The sequence below is a fragment of the Aurantiacibacter atlanticus genome, assembly GCF_001077815.2.
Taxonomy (GTDB): Bacteria; Pseudomonadota; Alphaproteobacteria; order Sphingomonadales; family Sphingomonadaceae; genus Alteraurantiacibacter; species Alteraurantiacibacter atlanticus.
Genome location: NZ_CP011310.1, coordinates 513,188 through 528,452, shown reverse-complemented (window position 1 = coordinate 528,452; position 15,265 = coordinate 513,188). Strand labels below are relative to the sequence as shown.

Below are 15,265 nucleotides of genomic sequence, written 5' to 3'. Positions count from 1 at the left end.
GCCGGAAACCCCAGAAACGGCCAATTACCGGGTTTCTGTCAGTCTCGGTCCCACTCTTGGAATGCCTCAAATATTGGCTTTGCATGATTGCCAAGCGTGGATGCTGACGGGTGAATATCTGACTCCGCCAGATAAGCTGCCAGTTCGCGCTGAACATCCGCCTTACTGGAAGGTTTGAAATCGCCCTTGTAGTAGCGGCCCGCTAGTTCGAGCGCAGCTAATTCCCAATTCGCCGCCGGTGGCCGCCCGCCTTTGTCGACTAATGAAACAGGTTTCGGACTACCATCAAAGCCCTCATCTGTGTCAGCACTCATGGGAGCTGGGCAAACACTAATATCATAGAAAGACAACAATTCTTCTTTATAGCTCGGCCCGCGTGACGCGTGATCTCCAGAACAAATCGCTGTGCTGAAGCGGTTGTCGTCTGGTTTCCACTCGCAAATCTCGGTATTCTTATATCCAAGTTCCTCCAGATCGGTTGTCACATCCGGCCAGCCATTACCTGCAAGTTCTTCTTCGGTCTGTGCTATGAGTTCCCGAAGAACACACCACTGGCGCGTGGTGATTGTTTCGTTATGACCTTCCAATCCAAAATATTGGCCGCCCTGATGTTTTTTCCAAATGAAAGAGCCGCTCGCTTGCAAGAGACCTTCGCAGAGCAACTCTAACAAATCTGCCTTTGGATCATCTTGCCCTGCCATGGCTAGTTTGCTCACGACAACAGCTAGCTCCTTACCAGCGGTAAATAGAACGCCATCGGGATCGGCAAACCGCCAATGCCAACTTTCCATCGCACGCAGCGCCACCCTGTGCGGCTTGTGGTCATCGGGGTCAGGTGGAAAGGGCTGCTCACTCATCTCAAACACTATCAGCCTTCGCCTTGGCCTTCCGACTGACCCGCTTGTTCTTGGCAGCGCCCAGCCGCTCTAGCGCGTTCACAAGGGCCTCGTAACGGCCAAACAGGTGTTCTACGCGGTCGCGGTCGGTTTCGAAGGGTGCGGCGCGGTAGAGGCGGTCTACGGCCTTGCCCTTGCGCCCGGTCCAGATCGAGATTGCTGCTTTTCTGTTCGACAAGCAGGGTGCCCGGCCAAAACAGATCGATGAAGCCATGCTTTTGCGAAAGCAGCTTCACCCGTTGTTCGTATATTGCCACCTGCTTGCGCTTGATGCCGAATATCTCGAAAAATTCATTGTAGAAGGTTTGCGTTTCGCCCTTCTCAAAGCCGGAATCTTTCCATTCCTCGCTGAAGGTCTTGGCGCGTCGCTTAATTTCGTCCCAGCCTAAACGCATGATACCCCTCTAGTGTTCGCAAGGGTTTAGTCGCGTTCGTAAGTATCCGGCAAGCGTTAGCGTGTCAGCTTGCTACGCGCTTGGGGAAATCCACCACATCACCGCCCTTGCGCAGCTGGTCCAGATAGTCGCTCCACCATTGCGCCATTTCCACACGCTCCTGCCAATGCGCGCCGCGATGATAGGCTGCGCGCACCTTGTCGCTGTCGCCATGGGCAAGCGCGCGTTCGATTGCGTCCGGGTTCCATTTGCCGCTTTCGTTAAGCAGAGTGGAAGCCATCGCCCGGAAGCCGTGCGCGGTCATTTCGCCGCTAGTGTATCCCAGCCGCCGCAAAGCCGCATTGAGCGTGTTTTCGCTCATGGGGCGGGCGCGCGTCCGGATGGAGGGGAACGCATAGCCTGTCGGCCCTGTAGCGGCGTGTAGCTCCCGCAGGATTGCCACCGCCTGCTTTGACAACGGCACATGATGCGCCTTGCCCATTTTCATTTTGCCAGCCGGGATATTCCAAATGCCCCCGTCCAGATCGATTTCTTCCCATTCGGCATGGCGAAGCTCGCCGGGGCGGACAAACACATGGGGGGCAAATTGCAGCGCCAGCTTGGTAAGCCCCTGCCCCTCATAGCCATCAATGGCGCGCAACAGTCCGCCCACATTCTTGGCATCCGTAATCGCGCCATAGTGCGTCACCGTAGGGGCAGTCAGTGCCCCCTTGAGATCGCGCGTAGGATCGGAGCGCAAGCGGGCAGTTGCCACGGCATAACGAAAGACCATGCTCGCCAATTGCAGGGTTCGCCGCGCGCTTTCCAGATTGCCCTTTGCCTCGATCTTGCGCACTGCTGCGAGCACGTCCGCGGGCTCAATATCGGAAATTGCCAGCCGCCCTATGCCGGGATTGAGAAGGGACAGCAGATACTCGCTTCGCTTGGCCGTTGCGGGTGTCCATCCGTTTTTCCCGTCGCGGCGGCGCTTTGCACAATACTCATTCGTAATAGCGGCGAAGGTGTCGGTCGCCTGTGCGCGGGAACGCACCTTGTCGCGCTGCTTTTCGCGCGAAGGGTCCACGCCCCTTGCAACAAGCCCACGCGCTTCATCGCGCCGTTTGCGAGCGTCGCTCAGGCCAGTTTCTGGATAGGCTCCCATGGCGAGCAATTTCTCGCGTCCATCGATCCGGTATTTCAGCCGCCAAAGCTTCCCCCCGGCAGGCGTCACCAACAGGAACATGCCTGCCCCGTCTGCCAGTTTGAATGCCTTTTCGCCCGGCTTCGCATTCCGGATTGCCACGTCTGTCAGCGCCATTTGATCCGCCCGCCCTTCTAGGGGTTCGTCCCCAAAATACCCCCAAGGCTGGGGGTATCGCATTGGCCGCTGGCAGATACCCCCCATTTATACCCCCAGCGAAGTGCGGCTGGATGCGAACGCGGGTGAACGCTAGCGGCCTAAGATCGCCAGAATACGGTGGTTTTCAGGGAATTGTCCAGTCAAATACGGACACTGGCGAACAGGGGAATGGAGCGGGTAGCGGGAATCGAACCCGCATAACCAGCTTGGAAGGCTGGGGCTTTACCACTAAGCTATACCCGCACTCTGAAGTTCCGCTTGCCACCAGCGGGGCTGGTGCGTCAAGCGTACAGTTCAGTCTTCAGACGTGTTTTCCGTTTCCTGGTCCTCTTCGCTTTCGACCTGGGGCTTGGGGGCTATACGCAATTCAACGCGCCGGTTGGCGCGACGGCCTGCTTCATTTGCAGTACCATCAGGCAGCGCATTAGGCTGGATCGGATTCTGTTCGCCAAAGCCAATCACCACGATGCGTTCATCATCGACACCATTTTCTACCAGCCAGGCCGCGACAGCTTCTGCGCGGGAGCGCGATGCACGCAAATTGGCCTGGTCATTGCCCGAACTGTCAGTGTGCCCGCCAAGAACAACCGGCCAATTTTCCTCAAGCGCGCGCGAGTCGAGAATTCCTACCAGCATCCGCTCTGCCCGTGCGGACAGATCGGCTCCGTCCGGAAATGGTATCGTAATATTGACCGGCTGCGGAGGCGCAACCACCGCTACCGACGTTTCATCATCATCCCGCAAGATGGAATTAACGGGACTGGCAGTTTCGCTTGGCGTTGGTGTCGGGGTGGCCACGGACTCGGTCGGCGTGATCGCCGGTTCCGGCTCCTCCTCCGCCCCATCCTGACGCAATTCGCATGCCGACAAACCGAAGGCTGCGATGGCCAGCATACCAATTGCGCTAAATTTCGAGGCGTGGGGTGGTTTGTGTGTCATCATGCGTATCCTGCTTGTCATGCGGGCTCCGGATCAGGGTCAGTCGCGCCTTTGGGAGGGCGACGTGACGCGTTCTTTTCGGCGTTGCGCGCAGCCTTTTCCTCGCTCGTCGCACGCGGAGGCGCGAAGGAAATAATCTGGTCGCCAGGACGCGGTTCTGGCGCTGCGGCGTGGGTAAAGAAGCGCATTTCCCCATCGGGCCTGATCAGCATCAGCATATTGGCCGCTTCGGGCAGAGTTTCACGCGCGTCCTCTATATCGAACTGTTCCGAAAGCTTGGTCCGGCGGAAGACCCAGCCTTCCTGCTGGCGTTGCTGCACATCGTCAACGCCGTAACCGGAAGCAAACAGCGCGCGCCCCCTGAGCGATGCGGGCAAAGCGCGGTGATCCTCGTCATCAGCGCCTTCGCCCAGCTGATACACTTTGTCCGTGCCCATCTCTGGCGCGAATTCGGAGCATACGAGGGCATTATAGGCTTCATTGTCAGTTGCCGCCACCAGTGACTGGAATGGCGTGAGATCAAGGCTGTATTCAATTGCCTCATTGAGAATTTCGCCATGATAGGTCGGCAATCCCTTGGCTCGTGCCGATTTGAGCCTCTGCCACGAGGAATCGACGAGCATGACGGGCGTATCGATTTTATGCAGCGTTTCAGCCAGTGCAGTTGTCCAAGGGGTGGCGCCCGCAATCAGCAGGCCGGGACGCGAGGCCCCTTTCACTTTGAGCAATCGCGCGACAATATCCACGGTAAAGCCATGGGCCACGATTGTCGACACAACGACGGCAAAGCTCAGACCGATCAGGATTGAGCCATCGGCGTAACCAAGGTCAGAAAGGCGCAGTGCAAACAGGCCGCTGATGGCCACAAGCACAATACCGCGCGGTGCAATCCAGGCGAGGAAGAGCCGTTCGTTCCACGGCACTGAACTGCCGAGCAATGAGAGCAGGATCGTTGCCGGCCGCACCATGAACAGCAGTGCAAACAGGAACAGATAGAGGCGCAGGCCCTCCCCTTCCATCGGGTTGAGATATTGCAATTCGGAAATATCGAGCGATGCGGACAGGAGGATGAAAATGCCCGACACCAGCAGCACTGCGATGTTCTGCTTGAAGGGATGGATACTGCGCAAACTGGAAACATGCATATTAGCCAGCGCAACGCCCATGACCGTGACAGCGACCAGCCCGGCCTCATGTTCAATCATGTTGCACAATACGAAGGTGCCCACGACAGCCACAAGCAGGACGGGGACCTTGAGAAATTCCGGCACAAGTCCACGCGGAAAGCTCCACGCCACGAACTTTGCCGCAGCATAACCGATCACGCCAGATACGATAGCTGCAAAGGCGATCTGCGGCACCACGTCAAACGCTGTCCCACCATCTACGGTTGCGCGGAAATATTCATAGGCGATCACTGCGCACAGGGCACCGATGGGATCGTTGACTATGGATTCCCACCTGAGCAGCGCGGCCGGACGTTGCTGGACAGAAGATTGGCGCAACAATGGCAAAACCACCGTAGGGCCCGTGACCACAAGTATGCCTGCGAATAGGATGGCAACAGGCCACACCAATCCGGCAATGTAATAGGAAGCGAGCGAGCCAAGCAGCCAGCCGATGGGCACACCCAGAAGCACCAGGCGCCAGACACCTTCGCCATATTTTCGAAATTCCCGAAAATCGAGGCTTAAGCCGCCTTCAAACAGAATGAGCGCCACGCCGATGCCGACCATCGGTTCAAGCAGGTCGCCGAATGCAGCTTCTGGATCGAGTATCGGATAGCCGAAATGGCCAAGCACCGGCCCCGCGAGGAAGCCGGCTGCAAGCATGAGGACAATCGCGGGCCACCCAGTGCGCCAGGCAAGCCATTGCGCACCGATACCCAACACGCCGACGAGCGCGATTGTAAGCGCTTGTTGTTCCATTAATCTCCCCGACCCATTGCCCCAGTTATCCTCTCAATGCACGACGCGTGATTTTTTTCCCGCGCTTTATCGAGCCTTGGGTTTGCGGTGAGGGCTTAATGTCCATCAAACCCGACAATACTCTGGGCTGCGACCTCCATTTCGGCGAGAAGACCGGCTCCTCCGAGTTCAGGCAGGTCGATCACAAAGACCGCGCTGTTCACCACCCCGCCTGCGCGGCGCAAGAGGCGCGTTCCCGCCACGGCAGTCCCGCCTGTTGCCAGCAGATCATCCACGAGAAGCACGCGCTGGCCGGGTTTGAGCAATGTTGGATCGAGTTCGAGCCGGGCCTTGCCATATTCAAGATCGTAGTCTTCGCCGATGGTCGCGACCGGAAGCTTGCCGGGCTTGCGCAATGGGATGAAGCCAAGGCCGAGGTGGACGGCAAGCGCGCTGCCAAAGATGAAACCGCGCGCTTCGATCCCTGCTACGCTGTCAATGTCGAGCCCATCGGCCAACCCTGCAAGGCCGGCCACCGATCGCCTCAGCCCGTCGCCATGTGCCAATAGCGTGGTCACATCGCGAAATCGGATTCCGGGCTTGGGAAAATCAGGGACGGTGCGGATAAGCTCTCGAAGATCATCCGCGATCGTCACCCGTTATCAATCCTCGCGGCGACCCGGCTTCAGGCCAGCCCAGACCTGCTTTTTGGCAAACCACGCAAGGATCGTCGCAAACAGAGTGAAGATGATCACCCACCAACCGGTTTGCTTGCGTTCAATCAGGCGGGGTTCTGCAGTCCATGTGAGGAAGGCAGAAACATCCTTTGCCATCTGACTGACAGTCGCTTCTGTACCATCTGCATAAGTCACCTGCCCGGCACCTGTCAGCGGCGGTGCCATCGCCAGATTGAGGTTGGGGAAATAGGGATTGAAGTGGAGACCTGTGCCCGGCATGGAATCGGGGAACATCTCAGCAAATGCCTCGCCCTCTTCATTCGCGTAGGTCGCCGGATTATCATAGCCGGTCAGCAACGAATAAACGTAGTTGGAACCATCCTCGCGTGCCTTTGTGATCAGTGAAAGATCAGGCGGGATCGCATTGTTGTTGGCCGCAGCTGCCGCCACGTCATTGGGATAGGGCGAGGGGAAGTAATCTGTTCCCGTTGCCGGGCGCAGTTCGTCTTCGCCGGTGTCGCCATTGATTCCGGGTACCTGCCAGCTGGCAGCTTCTGCCTTGATCTGGTCTTCCGAATAGCCAAGCTCGCCCAAATTGCGGAAAGCCACATATTCGAGCGAGTGGCAGGCAGAGCACACTTCCTTGTAAACCTGGTAGCCGCGCTGCAATTGCGCAGCATCCCAATTACCCAAAGGTCCATCAAAGTCGAAACCGCCTGCAGGAGCGTGCGCTTCAAGATGGAAGGCATGTTCGGCTGTTTCTTCAGGTTCCTCGGTCGACCAAGTAATAAAGCCGAACACGAAAGAGAGGAGTGCCACAAACGTAAAGCCGAGGCCGATGAGGATACCAACGAGGCGGATCATAATATCGTCTTTCCCTTAAACCCGGCCACTTAAACCGCAATCGGCTCAGCGTTTTCGCCCAGCACAGCCTTCTTGTCCGATCCCAATACTGCTTCGGTTATCGAATATGGCATTGGATCGGGCCTTTCGATCGAAGACACGATCGGCAGGATCACGAGGAAGTGCAGGAAGTAGTACGCAGTCGCGATCTGGCTGAACATGATGTACGGTTCTTCAGCATGTGCACCACCGAGATAGAACAGCGCTGCCATGCAGGGGATCAGGCCAAACCAGAAGAACTTGCGGAATAGCGGGCGGTAATGCCCGCTGCGGACCGGGCCCTTGTCCAACCATGGCAGGAAGAACCACACCAGGATTGCCGCGAACATGGCCAATACACCCCACAATTTGGCGGGCAGGATGAAATCGAAAGTGAAGGCGCGCAGGATCGCGTAGAACGGATAGAAATACCATTCGGGCACGATCAGCGCAGGCGTCGAAAGCGGGTTTGCCGGAATGTAATTGTCCGGATGGCCCAGCATGTTCGGCATGAAGAACAGGAATACGAAATAGAGCAACAGGAACACGCCCAATCCGAAGCCGTCCTTCGCCGTATAATACGGATGGAATGGCAGGGTATCGCTTTCCTGCTTCACCTCAACACCAGTGGGGTTGGAAGACCCCGGAATGTGCAACGCCCAGATATGCAGGATAACACAACCTGCGATCACGAAAGGCAGCAGGTAATGCAGGCTGAAGAAGCGGTTGAGCGCGGCATTATCCGGTGCATAACCACCAAGCAACCAGATCTGCAGCGGTTCGCCCACGAGCGGGATGGCCCCGAACAGGCCGGTGATGACCTTGGCGCCCCAGAAGCTCATCTGCCCCCAAGGAAGAACATAGCCCATGAAAGCGGTCGCCATCATCAACAGGAAGATAACGACACCGATCAACCAGATCATTTCACGCGGCGGCTTGTAACTAGCGTAGAAAAAGCCGCGAAAAATATGGATGTAGATCACCATGAAGAAGAAACTGGCGCCATTGGCGTGCGCATAGCGCATCAGCCAGCCCCAGTTGACGTCACGCATGATGTGCTCAACCGATGCGAAGGCGACATCAGCATTGGCGGCATAATGCATGGCCAGCACGATGCCAGTAACAATCTGCAGCATGAGGCAGAAGCCCGCCAACACGCCGAAATTCCAGAAATAGGAAAGATTGCGAGGCACAGGATAGCCTGCACCAACAGCGTTATAGACCAGCCGCGGCAGGGGCAGCCGATCGTCGATAAACTGGGTGAAGCCGTTTTTCGGCGCATATTCCTTGGCCCAGGGAAAGCTCATAGTCCGTCTCTTCCTTGCCTCAGCCGATCACGAGCAGCGTGTCGGTAATAGTGTATTCCGGGACCAGCAAATTGCTTGGCGCCGGACCTTTGCGAATGCGCGCGGCAGTATCATAGTGTGAACCGTGGCACGGGCAGAAATAACCGCCAAATTCGCCCTTGTTCTCACCTTCTGCCGCACCCAGTGGAACGCAGCCCAGATGGGTGCAGACACCCATGACCACGAGCACATCTTCATGACCGACCTGCGTGCGATCGGCCAACGTCTGCGGATCGCGCAGCGAATCGGCATCAACCGCTTCAGCCGCTTCCATTTCAGCGGCTGTCAGGCGCCGCACAAAGACCGGCTGCTTGCGGAAAACCGCCTTAACCGCCTGCCCTGTTTCAAGTGCGCCAATGTCAAGTTCAGTCGTGCTTTCTGCCAATACATCTGCCGATGGCGACATCTGGCTGATCAGCGGCATGACCACGACCAGCCCGCCTACGCCAGCAGCCGAAACTGCCGCAATTTCGATAAAGTCGCGGCGGCGAACGCCGTCATCGCCGGCGATCTGGTTCGCGTCAGGATTACCCGTGCTGGTTGCCATGTCCCTTGCCTTGCCTGTGGCACCGCGCGAATCCGTTGACGGAACCGGCGGCTCGAAAAAGAAAACCGTTACTGCCTCTGGATGAAGCCTGCGTGATGCAGGCCCCTGTAGGCATCTTGGCGGGCTGATAGACGAGCAAATCACGCCTGCCAACCCGCCTTTTCGCCTTAGTATGATAGTGGGCACAAACGTGGCCTGATATCATAACGTCCAAGCGGGTCAGCGACCTGTCAGGAAATGGCGATCAGAGAGTACTGGCGGCCCTGGCTTGCCTTACCAAGATGCGTGGCGCGGCGGAAAGAATGGAAGTGCTCTGCATTGGCGTAAGTGTCGATGCCCGTAATCTCGACCGAATCCCCACCCAGCAGTGACACAAGCTGTGCCGCGACATAGCCGGCCAGATCAAACTGCCAGTGCCCATCCCTACCGGTGCTGAAGAATTCATCATCCTGTGGAAACACGAAATATTCGCGGAATGCGTCGTCAACCTCATAGCTGTCCTGGCGGATACAGGGCCCGATACTGGCACGAATGGCGCGGCGCGATGCGCCGAGCTTTTCCATTTCGCTGACAGTGGCATGGGCGATTCCGGCCTGTGCACCGCGCCAGCCGGCATGAGCTGCGCCAATTACGCCCGCCTCCACATCCTCAAACAATATTGGCGCACAATCGGCGGTGACAATGCCCAGCATCAGTGCACGGTGTGTCGTCACCATGGCATCCGCTTCGGGAATGTTTTCGCGTTTGAACGGCTTGTCGACATTAAGAACGCGGGCTGAATGGACCTGCCTGACGAATACCGGTTCTGCGCCCCTTGATATAAGGTCGAACCGCTTATGCTCGCTCTGCCGCGCCGTAAGGAAGCCATGCGGCATCGTCAGCAGGCGTGAGCGGACAGGTTCGACCTTATGCAGATTTTCGTCAGCCAAGGCTGCGGCTGACCTGTTCATGCGTATCGCGCGAAAGCCCCGGCGCCTTGCCGATCCGTTCAAGCTGTTCGCGCATAAGCTGTGAACGTCCCGCCTCGATACGCCGCCAGCGGCCCAGCGGCGGGACAAAGCGCGAGGCGGTTTGCGGATTGATCGGATCAAGAGCAAGGATCACGTCTCCGATCATGCGATAACCCTCACCATCCTCGGCATGAAAAGCATGCGGATTATAAGCCATCGCCATATAGAGCGAGCGGACACGGTTGGGATTCTTCATCGTAAAGTCGGGGTGGTCGGCCAGCGCCTTTACATGCTCCAGTGCAGAGGGATGCATCGAACTTGCCTGCAGCGCAAACCACTTGTCGATGACAAGCGGATTGCCCTGGTAGCGATTGTAGAAATCGATGAGCTTATTGGTCCGCTCCACAGCTGAGAGACCACACAGCACCATCAATGCGCCCTGCCGGTCGGTCATGTTGTCCGCCGCATCATATTGCGCGGCAGCCATACCGGCAGCACGTTCCGGATTGCCCGCGGCAAGATAGACGAGTGCTTGCGTCTTCACCTTGCGGGCACCGCGCGCCGCTGCTTCCAGACTGTAGGGCACGTCGGATGCGCGGGTGTGGAGCGCCACGAAATCATCCTCCAGAAAGGCACCGATAGCAGCGCGCAGCGCCTGACGTTCGGCATGAATGCGGCCCGGATCAGCGACGGGCATTGCTTCAGCCAGATAGGTTTCGCTTGGCAGGATAAACAGTTCACCGCGCATCAGGTCGTCCAGCGTATCATCTGCCATTACCGATCTGATCGCCTCGATGATGGCCGCGCGCCCATGCTTGCGTGCGCCATCGTCCAACCTGTCGTCTGCTGCGTCCTTGAGATGGCGCACCACAAGGTCCTGCAAAGCTTCGTACCGGGCGAAGGGATCGTCATCATGCGCGGCAAGGAAGACCAGTTCTTCCTGTGCAATGTCACGCTCTATTACGATTGGCGCGGAAAAGCCGCGATTGATCGATAAAACCGGGCGGCGCACATGGCCAGGAAAGCTCAAGCTAGCTTGAGCCTTGGTCAGCGTAACCAGTTGTTCACCATCGTGACCCGCAGCACGATTGCCCGTTTCGGGATCGAACAGCGTCACCTTCAATGGAATGGGCATGGGGTGTTTGTCAGGCTGGCCCGGCGTCGCTGGCACATCCTGCGACAGGTGCAGGGTGGCGGTATCGCCCGAATGTTCCAGCCGGACAGTCACCTTTGGCGTGCCAGCCTGTGAATACCACAAGCGGAATTGCGACAAATCCAGCCCCGCTCCGTCCTCCATCGCCTTCACGAAATCCTCACAGGTTACCGCCTGCCCGTCATGCCTTTGAAAATAGAGATCGGATCCGGCGCGGAAAGCCTCTTCGCCCGCCATAGTGCGGATCATGCGAATGACTTCTGCACCCTTATTATAAATAGTGGCGGTATAAAAATTGCTGATCTCGCGAAAACTGTCGGGCCGGATGGGATGCGCCAGCGGGCCGGAGTCCTCAGGGAATTGCGCCCCGCGCAGCACGCGCACATCCTCAATGCGTTTGACAGGTGCGCTACCCATGTCCTGGCTGAACAGCTGATCGCGCAGCACGGTGAAGCCTTCTTTCAGGCTGAGCTGAAACCAGTCACGGCAGGTCACGCGATTGCCCGACCAATTGTGGAAATATTCATGCGCAATGACGCCTTCAACACCGTCAAAATCGCCATCTGTCGCAGTGTTTTCATCGGCCAGCACATACTTGGTGTTGAAGACGTTCAACCCTTTGTTCTCCATCGCGCCCATGTTGAAATCGCTGACAGCAACGATGTTGAAGAGGTCGAGGTCATATTCGCGCCCGAACACCTCTTCGTCCCAGCGCATGCTTTTCTTGAGCGATTCCATCGCGTGGCCGGTGCGGCTCTCATCACCTTCGCGAACCCATATGTTGAGCGCAACTTCGCGGCCTGACATCGTGGTGAAGCTGTCTGAATTGGCGATCAGATCACCCGCTACCAGAGCAAATAGATAGCTCGGCTTGGGCCAGGGATCATGCCACTGCGCCCAATGGGTGCCGTCACCATCATCGCCTTGCTCTTCAAGATTGCCATTCGAAAGCAGCACGGGAAAGTCTGTCTTGGGACCATGCATGCGCACACGATAGGTTGACAGCACATCGGGCCGGTCTGGAAAAAAGGTGATACGGCGAAACCCTTCGGCCTCGCATTGTGTGCACAGCATGCCGTTAGATGCAAACAGGCCCATCAGCGCGGTATTGGCCGCGGGATTGATGCTGGTGGTGATTTCAATGGAATGGGCATCGCCGGGCAGAGTAACGATCAGATCGGCATCATCCATGACCCAGCTATCGATCATCGCACCATCCACCTTGACTGCCATCGGCTCCAGCCCTTCTCCGTTCAAGCGGATGGTGGGGGAAGCATCGGCCGCGGCATTGCGCGCAACGGTCAGGGTGGAGGTAACCCGCGTTGCCTGAAGGGCCAGATCGAATTCCAGGGACACTTCGGGGACCAGCCAGGCAGTTGGACGATAATCCTCGCGCCGGATGGCAGCCGGCTGGCGCGGTTCCTGCGCGGCATCGGCCATTTCGGGATTGCCTTCAGGCGTAGAGGGGGTGCGAGCTATATCCATGGCTGAGACTTGGGTCCTTATCTTCGGGCTGTCGAGTATCTAAATGCACGAGATGGCACATCTGTTCATTTTCGGGCTCGGCTATACGTCGCGCTGCATTGCAACTGCTGCTAAATCACAGGCCTGGACCATTAGCGCCACAGGTTCATCCGGCGATGTAAATTTTGCCGACGAGGCTGGCATGATGGCGCAGATTGCCCATGCAGATTATATACTGTCGAGCGTCCCGCCAGCCGATGGCGGTGATCCGGTGCTGTCATCTTATGGCGCGGCGCTGTCTGGCAAGCGCATTGGCTATCTCTCTTCAACCGGGATCTATGGCGACACAGGCGGGGCATGGGTTGATGAAGCTGCCCCTATCGGCATCGGAAGAAGGAATTTGCGGGCCGATTGCGATGCAGAATGGCTGGCGCGGGGAGGCCAGATATTTCGCCTTCCCGGCATCTACGGGCCGGGTCGCAATCCGCTTGAACGTATCCGCAGCGGCAAGGCACACCGGATCGATCTGCCGGAGCAGGTTTTCAGCCGCGTGCATGTCAGTGATATTGCCAGCGGTGTGCTGGCCGCAATCAGCCAGAACGCGCCAGCAGGGGCTTATAACCTTGGTGATGATATGCCGTGCAGCCAGAATGCGGTGATCGAGGAGGGGTGCCGCCTGATTGGCCAGAAATTGCCTCCGCTCCAATCGCTGGACGAGGCGGATCTTTCTGAAATGGCGCGCGGGTTTTATGCAGAGAACAGACGGGTGGCGAATGGCAAGGCAAAGCGCCTGCTCGGCTGGAAGCCCGCATTCCCCACTTATCGCGAAGGGCTACGCAGTCTGCTTTGACGGCAGCTGCCGCGCCCGCAATGCTATCACCAGTCCGATCACCGCCAGTATCGCCCCGCTGACGGTCAAACCGTTCCAGCGATAATTTTCGAAAATCGTAGATAGGAGCATGGCGACTATCACGGTGACAATGCCGTTATAGGCTGCGCGGCCCGCGCCGATCTCTCGCACCATTGTGTAATGAAGCGGAAAGGTCACCACCGATCCAGCCAGAGCCAGCCAGGCGATGCCAAACCAGAAGCTGGCCCGCACGGGCAGTTCAAGCGGCCCGGCGGTAACATATGCCAGTGCGAAATCGGCGATCGTCCCGTACAGCATGGCCCATGCCAGCAGGCTGACCATCGGCAATGCGCGCCCCGTGTCGTTGGCCTGCACGACATTGGCAATGCTGGCCGAAAGTATGCCGAGCAGGGCCCAGACGATGCCTAGCGGTATGGAACCGCCCAGCGGATTAAGCCCCGCCTCATGCCACAGGAGCAGTGCAATACCACTCATCGCGACACATGTGCCGATCATGAAGTTGCGCGTAATCCTCTGCCCCAACAACAGCCAACCGAGAAACGCATTGAAAACGATCAGCATGGTGAACATGACAGCCACGATCCCGGATGTCAGATGCAGTTCGGACCGATAGACGAAATTGAAGTTACCGCAGAACTGCGTGATGCCGATCAGCAGCGCCAGCCAGTGCCCCTTGCTGCCGATACGCAGGTTCTTGCCCATAAGGCGGGCAACAAGAAACATGGCAGGGGTGGCCACTGCAAAACGTATCGCGACCGACCAGCTTGGCGCGATGCCATCGATCTGGTCGGTGATCACCCACCATGTCGAGCCCCAGATAATCCCAGTCAGGAGGAAGGGGATAACAACGCGCGGCCGCAGCAGCGCATGATCGGGAATCGCATTGCTCATAAAGCGGCGATAGCCTTGCCCAGCGCAGCCGCATGGTCAGGGTCGGTTGCCCAGCTGGTGACGAAACGCACGCTGGCATCATTCCAATCATAAAAGGAAAAGCCCTGTTTGCGTAGGGCGGCACGTTCGGCAGGATTCATCTGGACGAACAGTTCATTCACCTGCTGAGGATAGATTAACCGATCACCCGCACCCACTGCCACCATTGCTGCCGCGGTATTGGCCGCGCGCGCATTGGCAAGCCAAATATCGTTATCGAGCATGGCCAGCAATTGCGCTGCAAGGAAACGGCCCTTGCTTTGCAAATGCCCTGCACGCTTGCGCCGCCAGCGCAGGATCTCCGCCTTTTCAGGATCGAACACCACGATCGCTTCTGCTCCCAGCCCGCCGTTCTTCACAAAGCCGAAACTGAGTGCATCAATTGGACCGGCAGCCTGCGCGGGCGCGCAAGCGAGAGACGCGACCGCATTGGCGAACCGCGCGCCATCCATATGCAGGCCAAGGCCGTATTGGGCAGCAAGTTTCGCAATCGCGGCGATCTCTTTTGCAGAATAGACCAACCCGTATTCGCTCGCTTGGGTGATAGAAATTGCCTGTGCGGGAACCTGATGAATGCCGCGGGTTATGCCGGAAAGGACCTGACGGATATCCCCTGGCGTCAGCTTAGCACCCTCACCCTTGGCCGGCAGCAGCTTTGCCCCGTGAAGGTAGAACCCCGGCGCGCCGCATTCATCCATTTCAATATGGGCTTCTTCATGGCAAATCACGCCGCCATGCGGCTCCACCATGCTCGCCAGCGCGAGACAATTGGCGGCCGTTCCTGTCGCCACCCACATCGCGGCGCACTCTCGCTCGAACAGCGATGAAAATCTTGCATCCAGCTCACGGCTGAGCGCATCGGTATCATATGGCGTATCGGCTGCATCGGCAGCGCGCATCGCGTCCCAGACAGCGGAGTGCACGGGGGCGGCATTGTCTGACAAGAATTGCATCGCGGAACGCCATGGG

The 15,265-nt window shown here is 57.9% G+C and carries 14 protein-coding genes, 1 tRNA gene and 1 pseudogene; 1 reads left to right on the top strand and 15 read right to left on the bottom strand.

Going from position 1 to position 15,265, the window contains the following annotated elements:
* Positions 1-38: 38 nt before the first annotated feature.
* The 13 genes and pseudogenes from CP97_RS02625 to pepN all read right to left on the bottom strand — a co-directional run bounded on the left by CP97_RS02625 (position 39) and on the right by pepN (position 12,516).
* Positions 39-866, bottom strand: a complete 828-nt coding sequence (locus tag CP97_RS02625; protein WP_149036403.1) for a hypothetical protein — start codon at positions 864-866, stop codon at positions 39-41.
* On the bottom strand, positions 859-1,074 hold the full coding sequence (locus tag CP97_RS16250; RefSeq protein WP_161485427.1) for a type IIL restriction-modification enzyme MmeI: 216 nt from the start codon (positions 1,072-1,074) through the stop codon (positions 859-861). Before CP97_RS16250 ends, CP97_RS02625 begins: the two co-directional genes overlap by 8 nt.
* A 4-nt stretch (positions 1,075-1,078) precedes the next feature.
* Positions 1,079-1,291, bottom strand: a pseudogene (locus CP97_RS16680) (type IIL restriction-modification enzyme MmeI); the annotation flags it as partial.
* A 64-nt stretch (positions 1,292-1,355) separates the two neighbouring features.
* The gene (locus CP97_RS02615) at positions 1,356-2,588 is read right to left on the bottom strand and encodes a tyrosine-type recombinase/integrase (protein ID WP_048884668.1); all 1,233 of its coding nucleotides are present in this window, start codon (positions 2,586-2,588) and stop codon (positions 1,356-1,358) included.
* 211 nt (positions 2,589-2,799) lie between these two features.
* Positions 2,800-2,873 (bottom strand) — tRNA-Gly (locus tag CP97_RS02610).
* Between the two features lie 51 nt (positions 2,874-2,924).
* On the bottom strand, positions 2,925-3,572 hold the full coding sequence (locus tag CP97_RS02605) for an OmpA family protein (RefSeq protein WP_161485426.1): 648 nt from the start codon (positions 3,570-3,572) through the stop codon (positions 2,925-2,927).
* A gap of 14 nt (positions 3,573-3,586) precedes the next feature.
* Positions 3,587-5,497: a cation:proton antiporter gene (locus tag CP97_RS02600; protein WP_048884666.1), complete on the bottom strand. Its 1,911-nt coding sequence runs from the start codon at positions 5,495-5,497 to the stop codon at positions 3,587-3,589.
* A 95-nt stretch (positions 5,498-5,592) separates the two neighbouring features.
* Entirely contained in the window at positions 5,593-6,126 is a 534-nt protein-coding gene (locus tag CP97_RS02595; RefSeq protein WP_048886651.1) for an adenine phosphoribosyltransferase, read from the bottom strand.
* 12 nt (positions 6,127-6,138) lie between these two features.
* The gene (locus CP97_RS02590) at positions 6,139-7,017 is read right to left on the bottom strand and encodes a cytochrome c1 (RefSeq protein WP_048884665.1); all 879 of its coding nucleotides are present in this window, start codon (positions 7,015-7,017) and stop codon (positions 6,139-6,141) included.
* Positions 7,018-7,046: 29 nt separating this feature from the next.
* Positions 7,047-8,342: a cytochrome b gene (locus CP97_RS02585; protein WP_048884664.1), complete on the bottom strand. Its 1,296-nt coding sequence runs from the start codon at positions 8,340-8,342 to the stop codon at positions 7,047-7,049.
* 19 nt (positions 8,343-8,361) lie between these two features.
* The gene (gene petA / locus CP97_RS02580) at positions 8,362-8,928 is read right to left on the bottom strand and encodes a ubiquinol-cytochrome c reductase iron-sulfur subunit (protein WP_174539155.1); all 567 of its coding nucleotides are present in this window, start codon (positions 8,926-8,928) and stop codon (positions 8,362-8,364) included.
* A 230-nt stretch (positions 8,929-9,158) separates the two neighbouring features.
* Positions 9,159-9,857 carry a peptidoglycan editing factor PgeF gene (gene pgeF, locus CP97_RS02575; RefSeq protein WP_227819649.1) on the bottom strand — a complete coding sequence of 233 codons (699 nt, stop codon included), beginning with the start codon at positions 9,855-9,857 and terminating at the stop codon, positions 9,159-9,161.
* Positions 9,850-12,516 (bottom strand): aminopeptidase N, encoded by a 2,667-nt coding sequence (pepN, locus tag CP97_RS02570; protein ID WP_048884662.1) that lies wholly within the window; start codon positions 12,514-12,516, stop codon positions 9,850-9,852. Before pepN ends, pgeF begins: the two co-directional genes overlap by 8 nt.
* A gap of 52 nt (positions 12,517-12,568) precedes the next feature.
* Between pepN and CP97_RS02565 the strand changes: the two genes are divergently transcribed.
* On the top strand, positions 12,569-13,345 hold the full coding sequence (locus CP97_RS02565) for a Rossmann-fold NAD(P)-binding domain-containing protein (RefSeq protein ID WP_048886649.1): 777 nt from the start codon (positions 12,569-12,571) through the stop codon (positions 13,343-13,345).
* Here CP97_RS02565 and CP97_RS02560 read toward each other — a convergent pair.
* Together CP97_RS02560 and CP97_RS02555 are read right to left on the bottom strand one after the other, a co-directional pair.
* Positions 13,328-14,257 (bottom strand): DMT family transporter, encoded by a 930-nt coding sequence (locus tag CP97_RS02560; protein WP_048884661.1) that lies wholly within the window; start codon positions 14,255-14,257, stop codon positions 13,328-13,330. The two genes, CP97_RS02565 and CP97_RS02560, sit on opposite strands and share 18 nt — an antisense overlap.
* On the bottom strand, positions 14,254-15,249 hold the full coding sequence (locus CP97_RS02555; protein ID WP_048884660.1) for a threonine aldolase family protein: 996 nt from the start codon (positions 15,247-15,249) through the stop codon (positions 14,254-14,256). The genes CP97_RS02560 and CP97_RS02555 overlap by 4 nt, the downstream gene beginning before the upstream one ends.
* Between the last annotated feature and the right edge of the window lie 16 nt (positions 15,250-15,265).

Coding starts and splice junctions, on each gene's coding strand:
- CP97_RS02590 (WP_048884665.1), bottom strand. CDS start 7,017: ATGATCCGCCTCGTTGGTATCCTCATCGGCCTCGGCTTTACGTTTGTG.
- CP97_RS02585 (WP_048884664.1), bottom strand. CDS start 8,342: ATGAGCTTTCCCTGGGCCAAGGAATATGCGCCGAAAAACGGCTTCACC.
- CP97_RS02565 (WP_048886649.1), top strand. CDS start 12,569: ATGGCACATCTGTTCATTTTCGGGCTCGGCTATACGTCGCGCTGCATT.
- CP97_RS02560 (WP_048884661.1), bottom strand. CDS start 14,257: ATGAGCAATGCGATTCCCGATCATGCGCTGCTGCGGCCGCGCGTTGTT.
- CP97_RS02600 (WP_048884666.1), bottom strand. CDS start 5,497: ATGGAACAACAAGCGCTTACAATCGCGCTCGTCGGCGTGTTGGGTATC.
- CP97_RS02605 (WP_161485426.1), bottom strand. CDS start 3,572: ATGATGACACACAAACCACCCCACGCCTCGAAATTTAGCGCAATTGGT.
- CP97_RS02555 (WP_048884660.1), bottom strand. CDS start 15,249: ATGCAATTCTTGTCAGACAATGCCGCCCCCGTGCACTCCGCTGTCTGG.
- petA (WP_174539155.1), bottom strand. CDS start 8,928: ATGGCAACCAGCACGGGTAATCCTGACGCGAACCAGATCGCCGGCGAT.
- pepN (WP_048884662.1), bottom strand. CDS start 12,516: ATGGATATAGCTCGCACCCCCTCTACGCCTGAAGGCAATCCCGAAATG.
- CP97_RS02615 (WP_048884668.1), bottom strand. CDS start 2,588: ATGGCGCTGACAGACGTGGCAATCCGGAATGCGAAGCCGGGCGAAAAG.